This is a genomic window from Rhodococcus sp. 3258 (genome assembly GCF_031456475.1).
GTDB lineage: Bacteria > Actinomycetota > Actinomycetes > Mycobacteriales > Mycobacteriaceae > Rhodococcoides > Rhodococcoides fascians.
In genome coordinates this window covers 539,441-555,767 of sequence record NZ_JAVDUT010000003.1, presented here as the reverse complement: position 1 = coordinate 555,767, position 16,327 = coordinate 539,441, and the positions used below count along the sequence as shown (strand labels likewise).

Annotated in this window: 15 protein-coding genes; 9 read left to right on the top strand and 6 right to left on the bottom strand. The window is 61.7% G+C overall.

From position 1 onward, the window contains the following. Positions 1-100: 100 nt before the first annotated feature. Together J2X62_RS13435 and J2X62_RS13430 are read right to left on the bottom strand one after the other, a co-directional pair. Positions 101-1,186 (bottom strand): nitronate monooxygenase, encoded by a 1,086-nt coding sequence (locus J2X62_RS13435; RefSeq protein WP_310181277.1) that lies wholly within the window; start codon positions 1,184-1,186, stop codon positions 101-103. Between the two features lie 39 nt (positions 1,187-1,225). Continuing rightward, a complete protein-coding gene (locus J2X62_RS13430) occupies positions 1,226-1,984 on the bottom strand; it encodes an enoyl-CoA hydratase family protein (protein WP_310181171.1) in 759 nt (252 codons plus the stop codon). A gap of 118 nt (positions 1,985-2,102) precedes the next feature. On the opposite strand from J2X62_RS13430, the gene J2X62_RS13425 reads away from it, so the two are divergent. The 9 genes from J2X62_RS13425 to J2X62_RS13385 all read left to right on the top strand — a co-directional run bounded on the left by J2X62_RS13425 (position 2,103) and on the right by J2X62_RS13385 (position 12,229). Continuing rightward, positions 2,103-3,014, top strand: a complete 912-nt coding sequence (locus J2X62_RS13425) for an SDR family oxidoreductase (protein ID WP_032379650.1) — start codon at positions 2,103-2,105, stop codon at positions 3,012-3,014. After that, complete coding sequence (locus J2X62_RS13420) at positions 3,011-3,811, top strand: MaoC/PaaZ C-terminal domain-containing protein (RefSeq protein ID WP_032379348.1); 801 nt, start codon at positions 3,011-3,013, stop codon at positions 3,809-3,811. Before J2X62_RS13425 ends, J2X62_RS13420 begins: the two co-directional genes overlap by 4 nt. A 118-nt stretch (positions 3,812-3,929) precedes the next feature. After that, entirely contained in the window at positions 3,930-4,688 is a 759-nt protein-coding gene (locus J2X62_RS13415) for an SDR family NAD(P)-dependent oxidoreductase (protein ID WP_310181170.1), read from the top strand. Positions 4,689-4,824: 136 nt separating this feature from the next. Beyond that, the gene (locus J2X62_RS13410; RefSeq protein WP_310181168.1) at positions 4,825-6,453 is read left to right on the top strand and encodes an NAD(P)/FAD-dependent oxidoreductase; all 1,629 of its coding nucleotides are present in this window, start codon (positions 4,825-4,827) and stop codon (positions 6,451-6,453) included. Continuing rightward, the gene (locus tag J2X62_RS13405; protein WP_310181275.1) at positions 6,453-7,412 is read left to right on the top strand and encodes an alpha/beta hydrolase; all 960 of its coding nucleotides are present in this window, start codon (positions 6,453-6,455) and stop codon (positions 7,410-7,412) included. The genes J2X62_RS13410 and J2X62_RS13405 overlap by 1 nt, the downstream gene beginning before the upstream one ends. A gap of 153 nt (positions 7,413-7,565) precedes the next feature. Continuing rightward, positions 7,566-8,720 carry a Rieske 2Fe-2S domain-containing protein gene (locus J2X62_RS13400; RefSeq protein WP_310181167.1) on the top strand — a complete coding sequence of 385 codons (1,155 nt, stop codon included), beginning with the start codon at positions 7,566-7,568 and terminating at the stop codon, positions 8,718-8,720. Between the two features lie 32 nt (positions 8,721-8,752). Next, complete coding sequence (locus tag J2X62_RS13395) at positions 8,753-9,931, top strand: acyl-CoA dehydrogenase family protein (protein ID WP_310181165.1); 1,179 nt, start codon at positions 8,753-8,755, stop codon at positions 9,929-9,931. Between the two features lie 57 nt (positions 9,932-9,988). Then, on the top strand, positions 9,989-10,927 hold the full coding sequence (locus tag J2X62_RS13390; protein ID WP_032379648.1) for a VOC family protein: 939 nt from the start codon (positions 9,989-9,991) through the stop codon (positions 10,925-10,927). Between the two features lie 75 nt (positions 10,928-11,002). After that, the gene (locus J2X62_RS13385) at positions 11,003-12,229 is read left to right on the top strand and encodes an NADH:flavin oxidoreductase (protein WP_371832729.1); all 1,227 of its coding nucleotides are present in this window, start codon (positions 11,003-11,005) and stop codon (positions 12,227-12,229) included. 98 nt (positions 12,230-12,327) lie between these two features. On the opposite strand, the gene J2X62_RS13380 is transcribed toward J2X62_RS13385, so the two are convergent. From J2X62_RS13380 to J2X62_RS13365, 4 genes are read right to left on the bottom strand one after another with little or no spacing between them, the layout of a single operon-like run. After that, positions 12,328-13,890 (bottom strand): fatty acyl-CoA synthetase, encoded by a 1,563-nt coding sequence (locus J2X62_RS13380; protein ID WP_310181161.1) that lies wholly within the window; start codon positions 13,888-13,890, stop codon positions 12,328-12,330. Between the two features lie 10 nt (positions 13,891-13,900). Continuing rightward, the gene (locus J2X62_RS13375) at positions 13,901-14,299 is read right to left on the bottom strand and encodes a hypothetical protein (RefSeq protein ID WP_032379342.1); all 399 of its coding nucleotides are present in this window, start codon (positions 14,297-14,299) and stop codon (positions 13,901-13,903) included. Further along, a complete protein-coding gene (locus J2X62_RS13370; protein ID WP_032379341.1) occupies positions 14,296-15,093 on the bottom strand; it encodes an enoyl-CoA hydratase/isomerase family protein in 798 nt (265 codons plus the stop codon). Before J2X62_RS13370 ends, J2X62_RS13375 begins: the two co-directional genes overlap by 4 nt. Next, on the bottom strand, positions 15,090-16,319 hold the full coding sequence (locus J2X62_RS13365) for an acyl-CoA dehydrogenase family protein (protein ID WP_032379340.1): 1,230 nt from the start codon (positions 16,317-16,319) through the stop codon (positions 15,090-15,092). The genes J2X62_RS13370 and J2X62_RS13365 overlap by 4 nt, the downstream gene beginning before the upstream one ends. Between the last annotated feature and the right edge of the window lie 8 nt (positions 16,320-16,327).

Genomic DNA, 16,327 nt, shown 5'->3' with positions numbered 1-16,327 from the left:
TCCTTACCGAAAGCTTGTTTGATACTGCTTCTTGCGCGAGTTCACCATCTGCTTCGATCGACTCGACCCCTCCTGCCACGGACGCCGACCGACGCTCCGATCAGGTGCGATCAGGTGCGACCAGTGACGACGCTCGATTCAACCGACGGTTGGCTTCGTCGACAATGGAGGTCACGACCTCGTCACAACTGGGCAGGCTGTCGATGAGACCGACCACCTGGCCGGACGCGAGCATGCCGGCTGATGTGTCTCCGTCCACGAGACCCGCCTTGAGTAGCATCGGAGTATTCGCCGCCTGGGTCATCTGTGACCAGGTGCGGTCGCTCGCGTTCTTCATCCTGCGCCCGTCGAGTAACAGGCTGCTCCATGACGTGTTGCTCATCTTCTTGAATTCGATGGTGCGCTTGGCGGTTCCGACGACGCGATGCACCAATCGTTCGGATTCGAGATCGTTCACGTAATGCGTTCGCAGCAGTCGATGCGGCATGCCGTCGGCCTTGCGGGTTACGACGGTGCCATCCAGGCCGAACGTCAGGTACTGCTCCTTGATGGACTGAGGAACAGCGCTGTCGCTCGTCAGGAGGAACCGTGTGCCCATTCCGACGCCGGCCGCACCGTACGCCAGTGCCGCGGCGAGGCCGCGGCCGTCGTAGAAGCCGCCTCCGGCAACAACGGGAATGTCGACTGCGTCGAGCACGGAGGGCAGTAGCAGCGTGGTGGGGACTGCCCCGGTGTGGCCTCCTCCTTCGCCGCCTTGAATCATGACCAGATCGGCACCCCAGGCGGCAACCTTCTCCGCATGACGCGCGGCACCGATCGACGGCATCACCACGATGCCGTGGTCTTTCAGTCGCGAGATGAGATCCTTCTTGGGAGCCAATGCAAAGGACGCGAGTCGAACACCGTGGTCGATCAGAAGCCGAGCGCGTTCCCCAGCATCGCTCGCGTCGGCACGAAGGTTCACCCCGAACGGGTTCCGAGTTCGCGACTTCACCTCGATGATCGCCCTCTCCAATTCTTCCAGGCTCATCGTGGCCGATGCGAGAATGCCGAGAGCGCCTGCTTCTGCGGTGGCGGAGACCAGACGCGGTCCGGCTACCCAGCCCATCCCGGTCTGGACAATCGGATGCTCGATACCGACGAGATCGGTGAGGGGGGTGCGAATGCGCGCGGTCGTGGCCACAATTCTCCTTGAGGGTTGCGCTGGAACGAGATTCGAGAGGACTCAGGTCGTGAGATTCGATCCGCTGTTCACGAACTCGTCACGGTGTTCGTCGGCCACTCCCGCCAGGCTCAACTCGAAAGTGAATCCCTGCTCGAAGCGGTAGCTTCTGTTGACGTCGATGGGATCGATCCCGTTCAGTGCGGCCTTCGCCGCTCGTAGAACTCGGGGGTCTTTGGCAGCGACCTCCGAAGCGAGAGCCATTGCGGCGTCGGTCAATTGCGCAGGCGGGACAACCTCGAGAACCGAACCGTGACCGACCAGGTCGGCCGCCGGAATCGTTCTGCTCGTGAAATACAACGTACGCATCAGATGTTGCGGAACCAACCGAGACAGATGAGTTGCGGCACCGAGTGCACCCCGATCCACCTCGGGCACACCGAAGTACGCATCGTCGGCCGCGATGATCGTGTCGCAGTTGCCCACCAGGCCGACTCCGCCGCCGAGGCAGAAGCCGTTCACGGCCGCAATGACCGGCACCTCGCATTCGTAGATCGCCTTGAATGCCTCGTAGCAACCGCGGTTGGCACCCACCAGTGCGTCGAATCCGGTAGACCGTTGCATCTCTTTGATGTCGACGCCCGCGTTGAAGCCGCGTCCTTCGGCTCGCAAGAGTACGACTCGTATCTGGGGGTCTGTGCCCGCGTTCTTCATCGCGTCTGCGACTGCAAACCATCCCGCGACGGGAAGGGCGTTGACGGGCGGGTAATTCATGGTGACGACGGCAATCTTGCCGTCTACGACAACAGTCGACACACTCATATCGGTTCCTAACCTAGCGATTGCTTGGTATCGTAACAGCAGCAGGTCATCGGTGGTCAACCGAATACGAATGCACCGTGCATTCGATGCAAGCACAGTCGACGAAAAGGAACATGGGATGTCGAATCTTCTCGACGGACGCGTGGCGATCGTGACGGGGGCCGGCCGCGGTCTCGGACGTGAGCACGCACTCGAACTCGCCCGACTCGGAGCGTCGTTGGTGGTCAACGACTTCGGAGTGACGTTGTCCGGCGACGGTTCTGGGGATACGCCGGCAGAAGAGGTCGTCTCGGCAATCACCGCCTCCGGGGGAAAGGCAGTTGTCAATACGGCCGACGTCGCAGATTTCGATGCGGCCGAGGGGCTTGTTCGTCAGGCGATCGACACGTTCGGACATCTGGACGTCCTGGTCAACAATGCCGGGTTCGTGCGTGACCGGATGTTGGTCAACACCAGTGAAGAAGAATGGGACTCGGTGATCAGAGTTCACTTGAAGGGGCATTTCGCCCCGCTGCGCCACGCAGCCGCCTACTGGCGTGCCGAGTCCAAGGCGGGCCGCACGCGGGCGGCGCGCGTGATCAACACCTCGTCGGGGGCGGGACTGCAGGGTTCGGTCGGGCAGGCCACGTATTCGGCCGCCAAGGCAGGTATCGCCGCCCTCACGATCGTTGCCGCAGAGGAGCTTCGGCCGTACGGCGTGACGGTGAACGCCATCGCACCGTCAGCCCGTACCCGGATGACGGAGGGACCGTTCGCGGAGACGATGGCCGCGCCCACCGATGGATTCGACGTGATGGACCCCGCGAACGTATCTCCTGTCGTTGCGTGGTTGGCCAGTGCGGACAGTGCGGATGTGACCGGTCGCGTCGTGGAGATCGAAGGTGGTTGCCTCACTGTGGAAGAGGGGTGGGTGCACGGTCCCTCGGTCGACCTGGCGAGGCGCTGGGATGCGAGAGAAGTCGGCGAGGCGATGCGTGGATTGTTGGGTGAAGCGCGCTGCCCCGAGGCCGTATACGGTGCCCGGTCATGACGGATGTCGACGCATCCGAGTGGGTCGGGCGTGAACTCGGCAGTCGAGACGTCACGTGGGATGAGCGCGACGCAATTCTCTTCGCGCTGTCTGTCGGTGCCCGTTCCGATCAACTCGACCTCGTGTTCGAGAAGAACCTGAGGGTGTTGCCGACGTTCGGGCTCACCCTGGCACAGTGGGCTCCCGACGTCCTCGGCGCTGCAGGGGCTTTCGACGTCCGGACAGCGTTGCATGGATCTCAACGGATGAGTGTGCACTCACCCCTGCCGTCGTCAGGTGGCGCGAGGTTGAATGCACGCGTCTCGGCGGTGTGGGACAAGGGACGCGCCGCGGTTTTCGATGTCTCGGTCGAGTGTGAGTACTTCACTGCTACGTGGTCCATTTTCGCGCCTGGGCAGGGCGGGTTCGGAGGGGCGCGCGGAGACTCGTCGCCGGTGCTCGACCGGGGAGTGCCCGATGCCGTGCGACCGATGCCGCTTGCCGCGAACAGTGCACTGCTGTACAGACTTTCGGGCGATCTGCACCACATCCACGTCGATCCGGAGGCGGCGCGGGGAATCGGCCAGCCACGGCCGATTCTGCACGGACTCGCGACGTTGTCGACGGCGACACTCGTTCTGGCCGACATCGCGGGCGTGCATCCGTGTGACCTGGCCGAACTGGACGGACGCTTCACGTCGGCGGTGTACCCCGGCGAAACGGTCGACGTGCTCCGGTGGTCGGACGGTGCTTACGTGGTGCAGACCGAGCGAGGGGTGGCGATTCAGGGCGGGCGGGCCCTCTTCAGGGCACTGTGATCGATTGATCCCGTTCAGCGGCCTCCGCTGTTTCGGTGTGGTTGCACCGGCTCGATGATGAAGGCGTCGAGCGCGGTACCCAGGCTCCGTATGCAATTAGGTCGAGGAGATTCGAGAAATGTTCGATTCCAAGGGGCGGGTTGCTCTGGTAACCGGGGCCGGCCAGAGTGTCGGTGCGGGTATTGCAACGGTGCTCGCTCGTCAGGGTGCCGCCGTCATCGTGAACGACTTGCACCGAGATCGCGCGGAGAAGGTGGTCGCAGCGATCGCCGACGAGGGCGGACGGGCCATCGCGTCCGCATTCGACGTCACGGACCTCGACGACGTCATTCGTCACGTGAACGCAGCCGTTGCGGAGCTCGGCCATCATGTGGACATTTTGGTCAATAACGCCGGCATCGCCGAAGCTCGCGTGAATTCACCGTTCCGGCACCTGACCTCGGATCAGTGGCGGGCACCGATCGATCTCAACATATACGGCGCACTGAACTGTACGAAGGCAGTTCTCGACCGCATGTGCGATGCCGGTTGGGGACGCATAGTCCAGATCTCTTCAGGGTCCGCCCGTACCGGTCAAAACATCGGTGTATCCATGTACGCCACGGGCAAGAGCGGTGTGGACGGTTTCATCAGACATCTCGCTGCGGAAACCGGGCAGTTCGGTGTCACTGCGAACATCCTCGCTCTCGGCCACCAGAAGAATCTCGAACAGAAGATGAGTCGAGAGATGATTCGGGACATCCTGGCGACGATTCCCATCGGCCGGTTGGGTGACCCGATCGAAGTGGGGGCCGCGTGTGCCTATCTGGCTTCGGAGGAATCTGGCGGGATGACCGGCCAAACAATTGAATTCAACGGTGGGTCCCAGATGAGATGAGCAATCCGAACCCTGGTGCAGGCATACGCTCAGTCCGCTCACCGGGATCGCACATTCCCAGTCGCGGCTGGGGTTTCTATCGTGGCGAATCTGACTACTGGCTCGTGTGCCGTGTCGTGATCGAGAGGTTTCAAAGATGAGTGTTGACGTCGATGTGGTCGTCGTGGGTGGCGGTATAGCGGGTATTTACGCAATCCATGCACTTCGTAAGGCCGAGTTCACAGTTCAGGGAATCGAAGCGGCTGGAGGGGTGGGTGGTACCTGGTACCACAATCGCTACCCCGGAGCGCGGTGCGACATCGAAAGCTTGGACTACTCGTACTCGTTTTCGACAGAGCTGCAAAGCGATTGGGAATGGAGCGAGAGGTACGCGACCCAGCCCGAAATACTGCGTTATCTGGAACATGTCGTCGAGCGGTTCGACATCGCCAGACATATTCGGTTCTCGACTCGAGTCGTGTCTGCGGAGTTCGACGATGCAACGAATACGTGGTCTGTAACGACAGACGGCGGCGACGTGATCGTCTCGCGCTTCTGCCTCTTTGCCACCGGGTGTCTGTCGGCTACGAACATGCCGTCGATCGAGGGTCGCGACGATTTCGCGGGGGAGTCCTACCACACCGGAGAGTGGCCGCACGGCGGGGTCGATTTCACGGGCAAGAGAGTCGGAGTGATCGGTACCGGATCTTCTGGAATTCAATCGATCCCGCTGATCGCCGAAGACGCCGAAACAGTGTATGTCTTTCAGCGCAGCGCGAACTACTCGATTCCCGCAGGTAATCGTCCGTTGGGCGAGCGCGACCGGAGACCGTCGCAGGGGGACTACGCCGAACGGCGCCGGCTGTCCTGGGAGAGCGGCGGCGGATCACCGTTCGTGCCCAACCCGCACAGGGCCATGGAGGTCGACGCCGCGGAGCGGACACGGATCTACGAGGAATGGTGGACTCGTGGCGGCGTTCTGTTCAGCAAAGCCTTCCCGGATCAGATGGTCGACCCCGACGCCAACGCGACCGCACGCGACTTCGCCGAGGCCAAGATCAGGACGCTCGTCGACGATCCTGCAATCGCCGAACAGCTGATTCCCACCGACCATCCGATCGGCACGAAGCGCATTGTCACAGACGACGGCTACTACGAGACGTTCAACCGAACCAACGTGAACCTCGTGAACCTTCGGAACGAACCGATCGAGACGATCCAGAAGTCCGGCGTACGGACCACTTCCAGACTGTACGAACTCGACATCCTGGTCTATGCGACAGGCTTCGACGCGATGACAGGTGCGCTGAGCAAGATCGATATCCGCGGCCGCGGCGGGCGCAGCCTCAGGGAGGAGTGGGCAGCAGGACCACTGACGTATCTCGGCCTCGGTGTTCATGGTTTCCCGAATATGTTCGTCATCACCGGCCCGGGCAGCCCGAGTGTGTTGTCCAATATGGTGCTGGCCTCCGAACAACACCTCAACTGGGTAGTGGACTGCCTGACGCACATGAGAATCAGCGGCATCGTGGCGATCGAAGCCGACGCCTCCGCGGTGGAGACCTGGGTCGAGGAATGTAACCGTCTGGCCAACGGCACTCTGTTCCCGCAGGCCAACTCGTGGTACATGGGAGCGAACATTCCAGGCAAGCCGCGCGTGTTCATGCCGTACATCGGCGGTTTCGCAGCGTACGGTCGCAGACTTGCCGAAGTTGCGGCCGGCGGCTACGACGGCTTCACGTTCGCACGATCCGAGACCCGCGCGACCACGGATTCGGTGGCGTGATGGAACAGGACGGCCAGAACGATTCACTCGAACGCGGGATATCCATCGCGCCGGACGTCGCGGCGGTGCTCGATGCGCTCGACAAGGGGTTTCCCGACGTCACCAGCATCCCAGTTGCCGAACTGCGGGAATTGATTCGCAGCCGTCGGGCACCGTTGACCCGGTTGCCGGACATGCGGTCGGTGAACGACATCGAGATCGCCGGCCTCGGTGGCCCCCTTGCGCTCCGGGTCTACCGGCCTCGATCGGACGCCGACGCTCTGCCCGTGGTCGTCTTCGCACACGGAGGCGGGTTCGTCTTCTGCGATCTGGACAGCCACGACGAGTTCTGTCGGTCCATGGCGCAGGGCGTCGGTGCCGTGGTCGTGTCCGTCGACTATCGGTTGGCACCCGAGAATCCGGCTCCCGCTGCGCATGACGACCTGTACACCGCTCTGGCATGGGCGTCCGTCGAGATCGGCGAATACGGTGGAGACGCAACGCGTATCGCTCTTGCGGGTGACAGCGCAGGCGGTAATCTGACGGCAACCGTGGCCATCGCAGCACGGGACCGCAGCGGCCCACGTCCAGTCGCTCAGGTCATGATGTATCCGGTGATCGACGACGATTTCGATACCGATTCCTACCGGCAGTTCGGCAGCGGCTTCTACAACACGACGTCCGCTATGAAGTGGTACTGGCAGCAGTATGCCCCGTCTGGAACCGACGACCCACGTGTGATTCCGACCCGCTCAGCGTCTCTGCGGGATTTGCCACCTGCGGTCGTGATCACTGCGCAATTGGACCCCCCGTGCTCCTCGGGCGACGACTATGCGCAGCAACTGCGTGCGGCGGGTAACGAAGTTCGGCACCGCAGGTTCGACGGACTGTTCCATGGGTTTCTCACGGTGCCCTCGCTGGCGCGAACTTTGACTGCACGGCAAGAGATTTGGGCCATGATGCGCGAGTTCTTGGGCTGAGTGGCGGCTGCGTTTCCCGGCCCGCGGGCAGGGTGGAGAACGTGTCCCGCTCTGCGGGAATGTGTCGTCTCACCCGTCGGCGGCAGTGAGATGCTGATCACACCAGCGGCCAGCTCGACACAATGTCGGCCGACACGATGAGGAGAACCATCAATGGCTTCGACGGCAATGGCTTCCGAGGATTACCGCGTCATCGAGAAGGGCGCCCCACCCGAGCGCTTCGCCCGCGGATGGCATTGCCTCGGTCTACTGCGCGACTTCCGCGACGGCAAGCCGCATCAGATTTCCGCCTTCGGCACCGAGCTCGTAGTGTTCCAGGGCGAGAGCGGAACGATCAGTGTCCTCAATGCATTCTGCCCGCATATGGGAGGCAATCTCGCCCGCGGGACAGTGAAGGGCGACAGCATTGCCTGCCCATTTCACGATTGGCGGTGGAATGGGAAAGGCAAGTGCACCGATATCCCGTACGCGCGCCGGGTACCGCCGCTCGCGCGCACCAAATCGTGGCCGACGCTCGAGCGTAACGGGCAGCTGTACGTGTGGCACGATCCGCAGGGTTCCCAGCCCACAGAAGAAATCAGCATCCCGTTGATCGAAGAATACGGAAACCCCGAGTGGACCGATTGGACCTGGAAGACCGTTCTTGTCGAAGGCGCGAACTGCCGCGAGCTGGTCGACAACGTCGTCGACATGGCCCACTTTTTCTATGTGCATTACGGGATGCCCCAGTATTTTCACAATGTCTTCGAGGGACACGTGGCAACTCAGGTCATGCGAAGCAGGCCTCGCGCCGATGCTGTGGACGCGTCGATCGGAAGCAGCTACGACAATGAAAGCCAGTCGGACGCATCTTATTTCGGACCCGCATACATGATCGACAAGTTGTGGACCGGAGACTTGTCGGGTGACCACAATATCGTGTTGATCAACTGCCATTACCCGATTTCGTCGACGTCGTTTCTCCTGCAGTACGGGGTCATTGCGAAGAAGCCTGACAATGTTCCACCGGAGGTCGGCGACCAGATCGCCGACGCCGTCGCTGCCGGTGTAGCCATTGGTTTCGAGCAAGACGTCGAAATTTGGAAGAACAAGTCGCGTATCGACAATCCGTTATTGTCCGAAGAAGACGGCCCTGTCTATCAACTTCGTAGGTGGTACAACCAGTTCTACGTCGATATCGAGAATGTCGAACCTGACATGGTGAATCGCTTCGAATACGAAATCGACACCGAGCGAGCGAACAAGAGTTGGCAGGCCGAAGTCGACGCAAACGTCGCCGCCGGTCGAAGTGCCATTGCGGTCTCGTAGCAGCCACTCAGCCACAGCCCAAGGAGTATCAGATGAGCCACGAAGTTCTCGACAACATCATTGCCATGGCGGACGATCTGCGTTCACGCGCAGACGAGGCCGAGTCGCTCGGCCGGCTCCCCGACGACATGGCCAAAGGAATCCGGCACGCCGGAACCATGCGTCTGCTGGCTCGAAAGGAGTACGGCGGTTACGAGGCGCATCCGAGTGTCTTCGCCGAGGTCGTGATGAAGACCGGCAGCATCTACGGGTCCGCCGGATGGGTGTCGGGAATCGTCGGAGTACACCCATGGCAGCTTGCTTTCGCCGACCCCAAGGTGCAGGAAGAGGTACTCGGTAGCGATTCCGACACCTGGCAGGCGTCACCGTACATGCCGGGAGGTCTCGCAATGCCGGTCGAGGGTGGCTACATGCTCTCGGGTAGATGGCAATTCTCGTCGGGAACAGATCACTGCGACTGGATATTTCTGGGTGCCATGGTCGGGGACAAGAACGGAATGGTCATGCCGCCGCAGTCTTTGCACGTTATTCTGCCGCGCGCCGACTACTCCATCGTGGAGGACAGCTGGGACGTCGTCGGGCTGCGGGGTACCGGCAGCAAGGACATCGTGGTCACCGACCAGTTCATTCCGGACTATCGGGTGATGGACGGTGCCAAAGTCATCGAGGGAACGGCGGCCCAGGAGTACGGCGTAACCGAGACGCTCTACAAGATGCCGTGGTCGACAATGTTTCCGCTGGGAATCACCGCGGCGACCATCGGCATCGCAGAGGGAGTTCTCGCGGCAGGTGTCGCGTATCAGCGCGAGCGCGTGGGCGCGACCGGTACCGCGATCAAGGACGACCCCTACACATTGCACGCTCTCGGTGAAGCCGCAGCGGAGATCGATGCGTCCCGGCAGCAGTTGCTGATGAACGTCGAACGGATGTGGGACGCAGTCGACGCCGGCCGGACGATCACTTTCGAGCAGCGAGCCGAGGCTCGTCGAAATCAGACACGCGCAGCGTGGCGCGCGGTGCGCGCCGCCGACGAGATTTTCGACCGATCGGGAGGCAACGCGCTTCGGATGGACAACCCACTGCAGCGTTTCTGGCGTGATGCCCATGCGGGCTTGCACCATGCGATACACGTTTCGAGCATCCCGTACCACTCGTCGGCGCTGAGCTCGTTGGGAGCCGATCCGCAGGGTGCCCTCAGGATCATGATCTGAAGACAATCCGAATATGCACGTCGATTTTCCAGAACCATACAAATTATGCGAGGTGTCATGAGCGAGATCAAAGGCCTGGGCTACGTTCGGGTGGACGCAACCGATCTGGAGCGTTGGCGTGAGCTGGCGTTCGAGGTGTTGGGATTCGGTGAGGGAACCGGGCCGGAGGAAGGTGCTTTGCATCTTCGGGTCGACGAGCGCGCTTCACGACTGGTAGTCGTGCCAGCGGCAGTGGATCGAGTCACGGCGGTGGGGTGGGAGGTGCGCGACCAGCGCGCGTTGGCCGCCCTCCGCGAAAAGCTCGAGCGTGCAGGGCATGTCGTCAAACCGATGTCCGTCGAGGAGGCAGACGCTCGACGCGTCGAGGAGGCGTTCGTCATGGACGATCCGGGTGGCACGCCGCTCGAGTTCTTCCACGGCCCCCTTCTCGACCACACGCCTGTCGCGAACAAGTACGCGGACAAGTTCGTCACCGGCGATCAGGGCCTCGGGCACGTGGTAGTTCCGTCGGCCAATTTCGACGAAACCTACAAGTTCTATACCGAGACCCTCGGCTTCCTGCCCCGCGGTGCGATGCGTATGCCGGGACCGCCGGATGCGGGCCCGCAGCGTATTCGCTTCCTCGGTGTCAACCAACGCCATCACAGCTTGGCGCTGATGCCCGTTCCCGAGGGCCGAGATCCGGGTCTTGTCCACATCATGGTCGAGGTCGAGAAGCTCGACACCGTGGGCCGGGCTCTGGACGAAGTGGTGAAACGTGACTTCCCGGTTTCGTCCACCCTGGGCCGGCACACGAACGACAAGATGATCTCGTTCTACGTGCAGGTTCCGGGAGGTTGGGACATCGAGTTCGGCACCGAGGGCCAATTGGTGGACGAGTCGTTCTACACCTCCGAAGAGATCACGGCAGACAGCTACTGGGGTCACGAGTGGGCCTGGGCGAAGCAGATGAAGGCAGAAATGGAAGCACAGGCCGCAGCCGAAGCATCGGCGTAGGCGGCTACTGAACTCGATGAACCCCGTTCGGACCGTCACCGGTTCGAGCGGGGTTTCTCTCGTCTGCCCTACAACATTGGAGTCATCATCGACAACGCAGGTGTTCCAGATGTGTTTTCCCGATCCGCACTCGGTCCGGTAGAACTGAAGAACAGAACGATCAAGGCGGCGACCTACGAGAACATGGCCAGAAACGGCCTGGTTACCCAGTCGCTCATCGACTTTCACGTAGCCCACGCAAGGGGTGGGGTTGCCATGACCACCGTGGCCTACTGTGCCGTGGCACCGGACGGTCGAACCGACGGCAACCAAATCGTGTGGCGCGACGAGGCCAGGGCCGGCTTGCGACGATTGACCGACGCCGTCCATGATGCCGGTGCGGCCGTCTCCGCACAGATCGGCCACTCGGGTCCCGTCAACAACTCATCGGAGACCGGAACCCGGGCCATCGCGCCGAGCCGCCACTTCAACAAGCAGTTCATGCGCGTCGTCGGCCCGGCCGGACGGAACGACATCGACCGTGTCGTGGCAGCACATGCAGATGCCGCGAGAATGGCGGTGGATACCGGATTCGATGCTGTAGAAGTACATCTCGGGCACAACTACCTGGCGAGCTCATTTCTGAGCCCGAAACTCAACCGTCGTACCGACAACTACGGTGGTTCCCTCCGAAACCGTGCACGGCTTGCTCTGAGGATCCTCGATGCCGTCCGCGAAGCGGCAGGAGACCGCCTCGCGGTCATCACCAAGCTCAACATGGACGACGGTGTGCCCGGAGGGTTCTGGATCGACGAGGCGTGTCAGGTCGCGCAATGGATCGAGGAGGCTGGAACAGTGGACGCGTTGGAGATGACCGCAGGGAGCTCGCTTCTCAACCCTATGTACATGTTCAAAGGTGACTCGCCGATCGCCGAGTTCGCCGCGATGATGAAGGAGCCTCTTCGCACCGGTATCAAACTGGTCGGAAAGCACGTACTTCGCGAATATCCCTACTACGACGGCTATCTGCTCGAAGATGCACTGCAAATTCGCTCTGCGGTGAACTTACCGATGATTCTGTTGGGCGGTGTGACCGACAGAAGAACCATGGACCGAGCGATGGCCGAGGGTTTTCAGTACGTAGCTATGGGTCGTGCGTTGTTGCGTGAGCCTGATCTGATCAACCGAATCGAAGCCGATGCCTCGACCCGCTCGCTGTGTAACCACAACAACAAATGCATGACGACAATCTTCACCGGGACAAGATGTGTTCTGGTGCCGCAGAGTGCTGACCCCGTCGATGGATCCGACGCCTCGGCGTAGTAATACCCAATAGGATCGGCGCGCTATTTGTCGAAACAAAGCCCCCAGGGGCCGATCCGCAGCCCTTTCACTCTCGGGTTGTCCACCGAGAGATGGGGTTACGGCTTCGAGACGGTGCCGAATTCGTCGCGAAGTGTGCGCTTGAGGATTTTACCGCTCGGATTCTTGGGTAAGTCGTCGACGATATGTACGATTTTGGGGATCTTGTAACCCGCCAGGCGAGTTCGGCAGAACTCGATCACCATGGAGTCGGTGAGATGGCGTCCTGCGCGAGGAACCACCGCGGCAGCGACGGCTTCGATCCAGCGAGGGTGAGCGATCCCGAACACGGCAGCCTCGGCGATGGCGTCCATCTGATAAAGAACTTCTTCGACCTCGCGGGTCGCTACGTTCTCTCCTCCCGACTTGATCATGTCTTTCTTGCGGTCGACGACGTACAGGTAACCGTCCGAATCCAGGTATCCGAGGTCTCCGGAGTGAAACCAGCCTCCGCTGAAGGCTTCGGCGGTCTTCTCCGGTGCACGAAAGTAGCCGGAGGTGGCCTGCGGGCTACGGTGCACGATCTCGCCTACCTCACCGGAGGGGAGTGGGCGATCGCGTTCGTCGACGACGGCTGTTTCCACATTGAGGGCGGGACGGCCTGCTGAACCGGCGTGAGATACCTGGTCGGCTGGGCCGAGGACCGTTGCAACAGAGGCCATCTCCGTTTGCCCGTACAAGTTCCACAGTGAAACGTCGGGCAGCCGCCTGGTCATTTCGGCCAGGATCTCGACCGGCATCGGTGACGCACCGTAATACCCCTTGCGGAGCGAGGACAGGTCGGTGCGATCGAACAACGGTGAACGAAGGAGGTCGATCCACACGGTGGGAGGACCGAACAAATTGGTGACGCGTTCGGATTCGATGGTGCGCAGCAGCACTTCGGTGTCGGGCCCGTCGAGAATGATGCTCGTGGCACCCAGATAGATGTCGGTGCTCAGGAAGTTGTCCAGCTGAGCGCAGTGGTACAGCGGCAGGGCGTGAACTTCGACGTCCTCCGCGTTCATTTCTCCACTGACGATGCAGCTCATGTACTGCCACATCAGCGAGCGGGACGACAGCACCGCACCTTTGGGGCGTGACTCGGTACCGCTTGTGTACATCAACCGAATCGGATCGTCGTCGTCGACAGTCACGTCGGGTACAGTGCCGAGAGCGTTCATCCAGTCTTCGACCGCCGACCAACCCGGGTTCGAGTCACTGCCTGCGATCGTCGCGCACAGTCGCACGCGGCCCTCGGACAACCCCAGAGCGCGGGCGGCCACATCGGTGAGTCCCTGTCCGGCAACGAAAGCAGTCGCCTCGCTGTGATCGAGAATGTAAGCGATCTCGTTGTCGTTGAGCTTGAAATTGATCGGAACGCACACCATTCCGATCCGTGCGGTCGCGAACGTCAGAACAGGGAACTGCCAACAATTGCGACTCAGCAGTGCGAGCGTATCGCCCTTACCGAACCCCTCGTGTGTGAGTGCAGCTGCAACGCGATCTATCAGCTCGTCGAACTCCGCGAAGGTCAGCCTGGTGTCACCGTCGACGATCGCCGTCTTGTGTGGAAGCCGCCGTGCGGTTCTGCGGGGGATGTCTCCGACCGACTGCTGTCGGGCTCGACGTACCGTCGACATCGTGTCCTCCTCAGGCCGGCGCATGGGAACCCGTCAGCGACGACGTGCGTCGGTGGGCGAATGTTCGGGCGGCATCGGCGGTGATCCGATCGATGGCCTCTGCACAGGATGCCACCTCGTCGATCGAAGTGTGCGATCGACGAGCCCACAGCATTTCGTCTCCCTTGTCGCCGCCGAAGAGAACAGGGGCGCGACGACGAGTTTCGGACGGACGGTGTGCGACATCTTCGACACTGGCACCGTCGCGAGCAGTGCTGAACCTCCGCGCTCCTGCGTTGGCGACCGCAACAATCAGGTCTGTCGAACCCACTCCGGTCACCTCGCCACAGACGCTGGGGTGGTCGATGCCGGAGAAGCGGGTGAACTCCGTGGTGATCGTGATGCCGGCACTCCTGTCTCGGGTGGTCATCGCCCGGTGAACACCGGTGCGCGCTTGTTGCGGAACGCATTCAGTGCCTCGGTCATGTCGCTCGTACGGGTGGCGAGCACTTGATTGCGATTCTCGACCGACAGAGCTGATTCCAACGACGGCGCTGTGGCATTGACCCGAAGAACCTCCTTGGTCAGTCTCATCCCGATCGGACTGTTCGCACAGATGTCGAGTGCGATGTCCAGGGCTCGGCCGAGCAATTCCTCGGGTTCGACCAGGCTTGTCACCAACCCGATGCGATGCGCGTGGTGTGCGTCGACGAAGCTTCCGGTCAGCAGAATCTCGGTGGCGGGTCCGGTGCCGATGATGCGAGGCAAGAGGTACGAGCTGCCCACATCTCCGCCGGACAGGCCGACTTTGACGAACGCTGCATTGAAGCGAGCAGCTGACGAAGCGATGCGGATGTCGGCAGCAAGGGCCAACCCCATCCCGGCCCCGGCGGCCGCACCGTTGACTGCTGCGATGACCGGTGTAGCCATGGTGTGGAATCCGGTTACCGATGCAGCCCAATGAGTTTGGCCGACAAGCATCTCTTCGGCCGACATCGTCGACAGTTCGGCCACGTGGTCGAGATCGAGGCCGGCGCAGAACGCGCGCCCGGCTCCAGTCAAGATCAGCACTCGCGCGTCGGTATTCTCGTCGACGTCCTTCTGGAGGCGTACGAACTCGTCGAACATCTCGAAGGTGATCGCGTTGGATCGGTGTGGCCGATTCAGTGTCGCCAGCACAACGCCCGGGGCGGGCTCGCTGAGGGTCAGCGTGTTGTACGTCATCGGACAACGCTCAGCACCGGCTCGGCAGCAAGCTCTGTCCGAGCGAGCGAGCGAGCGTGCACCTCATCCGGCCCGTCTGCGATCTGCAGGAAGCGGGCTTGCGAGTACATCATGGCAAGCGTGGAGTCCTGCGACACTCCAGCACCGCCGAAAAGCTGTATTGCGTTGTCGACTACGCCCTTCACCACCCGTGGTGTCATGATCTTGGCTGCAGCAATGTCGTGTCGGGCCGCTTTGGCACCGTTGGCATCCATGTTCCACGCAGCTCGTAGGACCATCAATCTCGCGGCGTCGACGTCGACTCGTGCCTGTGCGATCCATTGCTGAACTACGCCTTTGTCCGCAAGGGGTGTTCCGAAGGCCACGCGCTCTCGTGCTCGCCCAGTCATCAGTGCGATCGCACGTTCGGCCATGCCGACCAACCGCATACAGTGGTGGATCCGCCCAGGCCCGAGTCTGGTCTGGGCGACCGAAAAGCCCTCGCCTCGTGGGCCCAGTAGATTTTCTTTGGGCACCCGGACGCCGTCGAAGACCAGCTCTCCGTGCCCGCCTTCCTGGCGATCGTCGTACCCCAGCACCGACGTCGATCTGAGTACTGTCAGACCAGGCGAATCCATGGGAACCAGAACAATGCTGTGCCTGCGCCCCTGTCGGGCATCCGGGTCGGTCACTCCCATTACCAGATCGACTGTGCACTCGGGCCGCAGCGCGCCGGTGGTCCACCATTTCCGCCCCGTGATGACCCAGTCGTGGCCGGCGTCCTCGATGCGTGTGGAGACGTTGTTCGCATCAGAGCTCGCCACCGCCGGCTCGGTCATCGAGAAGCACGATCGGATGTCTCCCGCCAGTAGGGGCTCGAGCCATGACGACTTCTGTTCGGCAGTGCCGAAGCGGTTCAACAACTCCATGTTTCCCGTATCGGGTGCCGAGCAGTTCAGCGCCTCGGGAGCGATCAACGGGCTCCAGCCGGTGAGCTCGGCAAGAGGTGCGTACTCCAGGTTGGTCAGGCCTGGCGTGTTCTCGTCTCCTGCACGGAAGAGGTTCCACAGCCCCAGTTCGCGAGCTTGGGCCTTGAGCTCGGCCATGATAGGGGAGGGCCCCCAGTGGTCCGGATTCGACCGGAGATATTCGGCGGCAGCGACTTCCGCGGGTAGAACCGAATGCTGCATGAAGTGGATCAGTTTCTTGCGGAGTGATTCGACTTTTGCGGTATGTGCAAAGTCCATGATTCGTA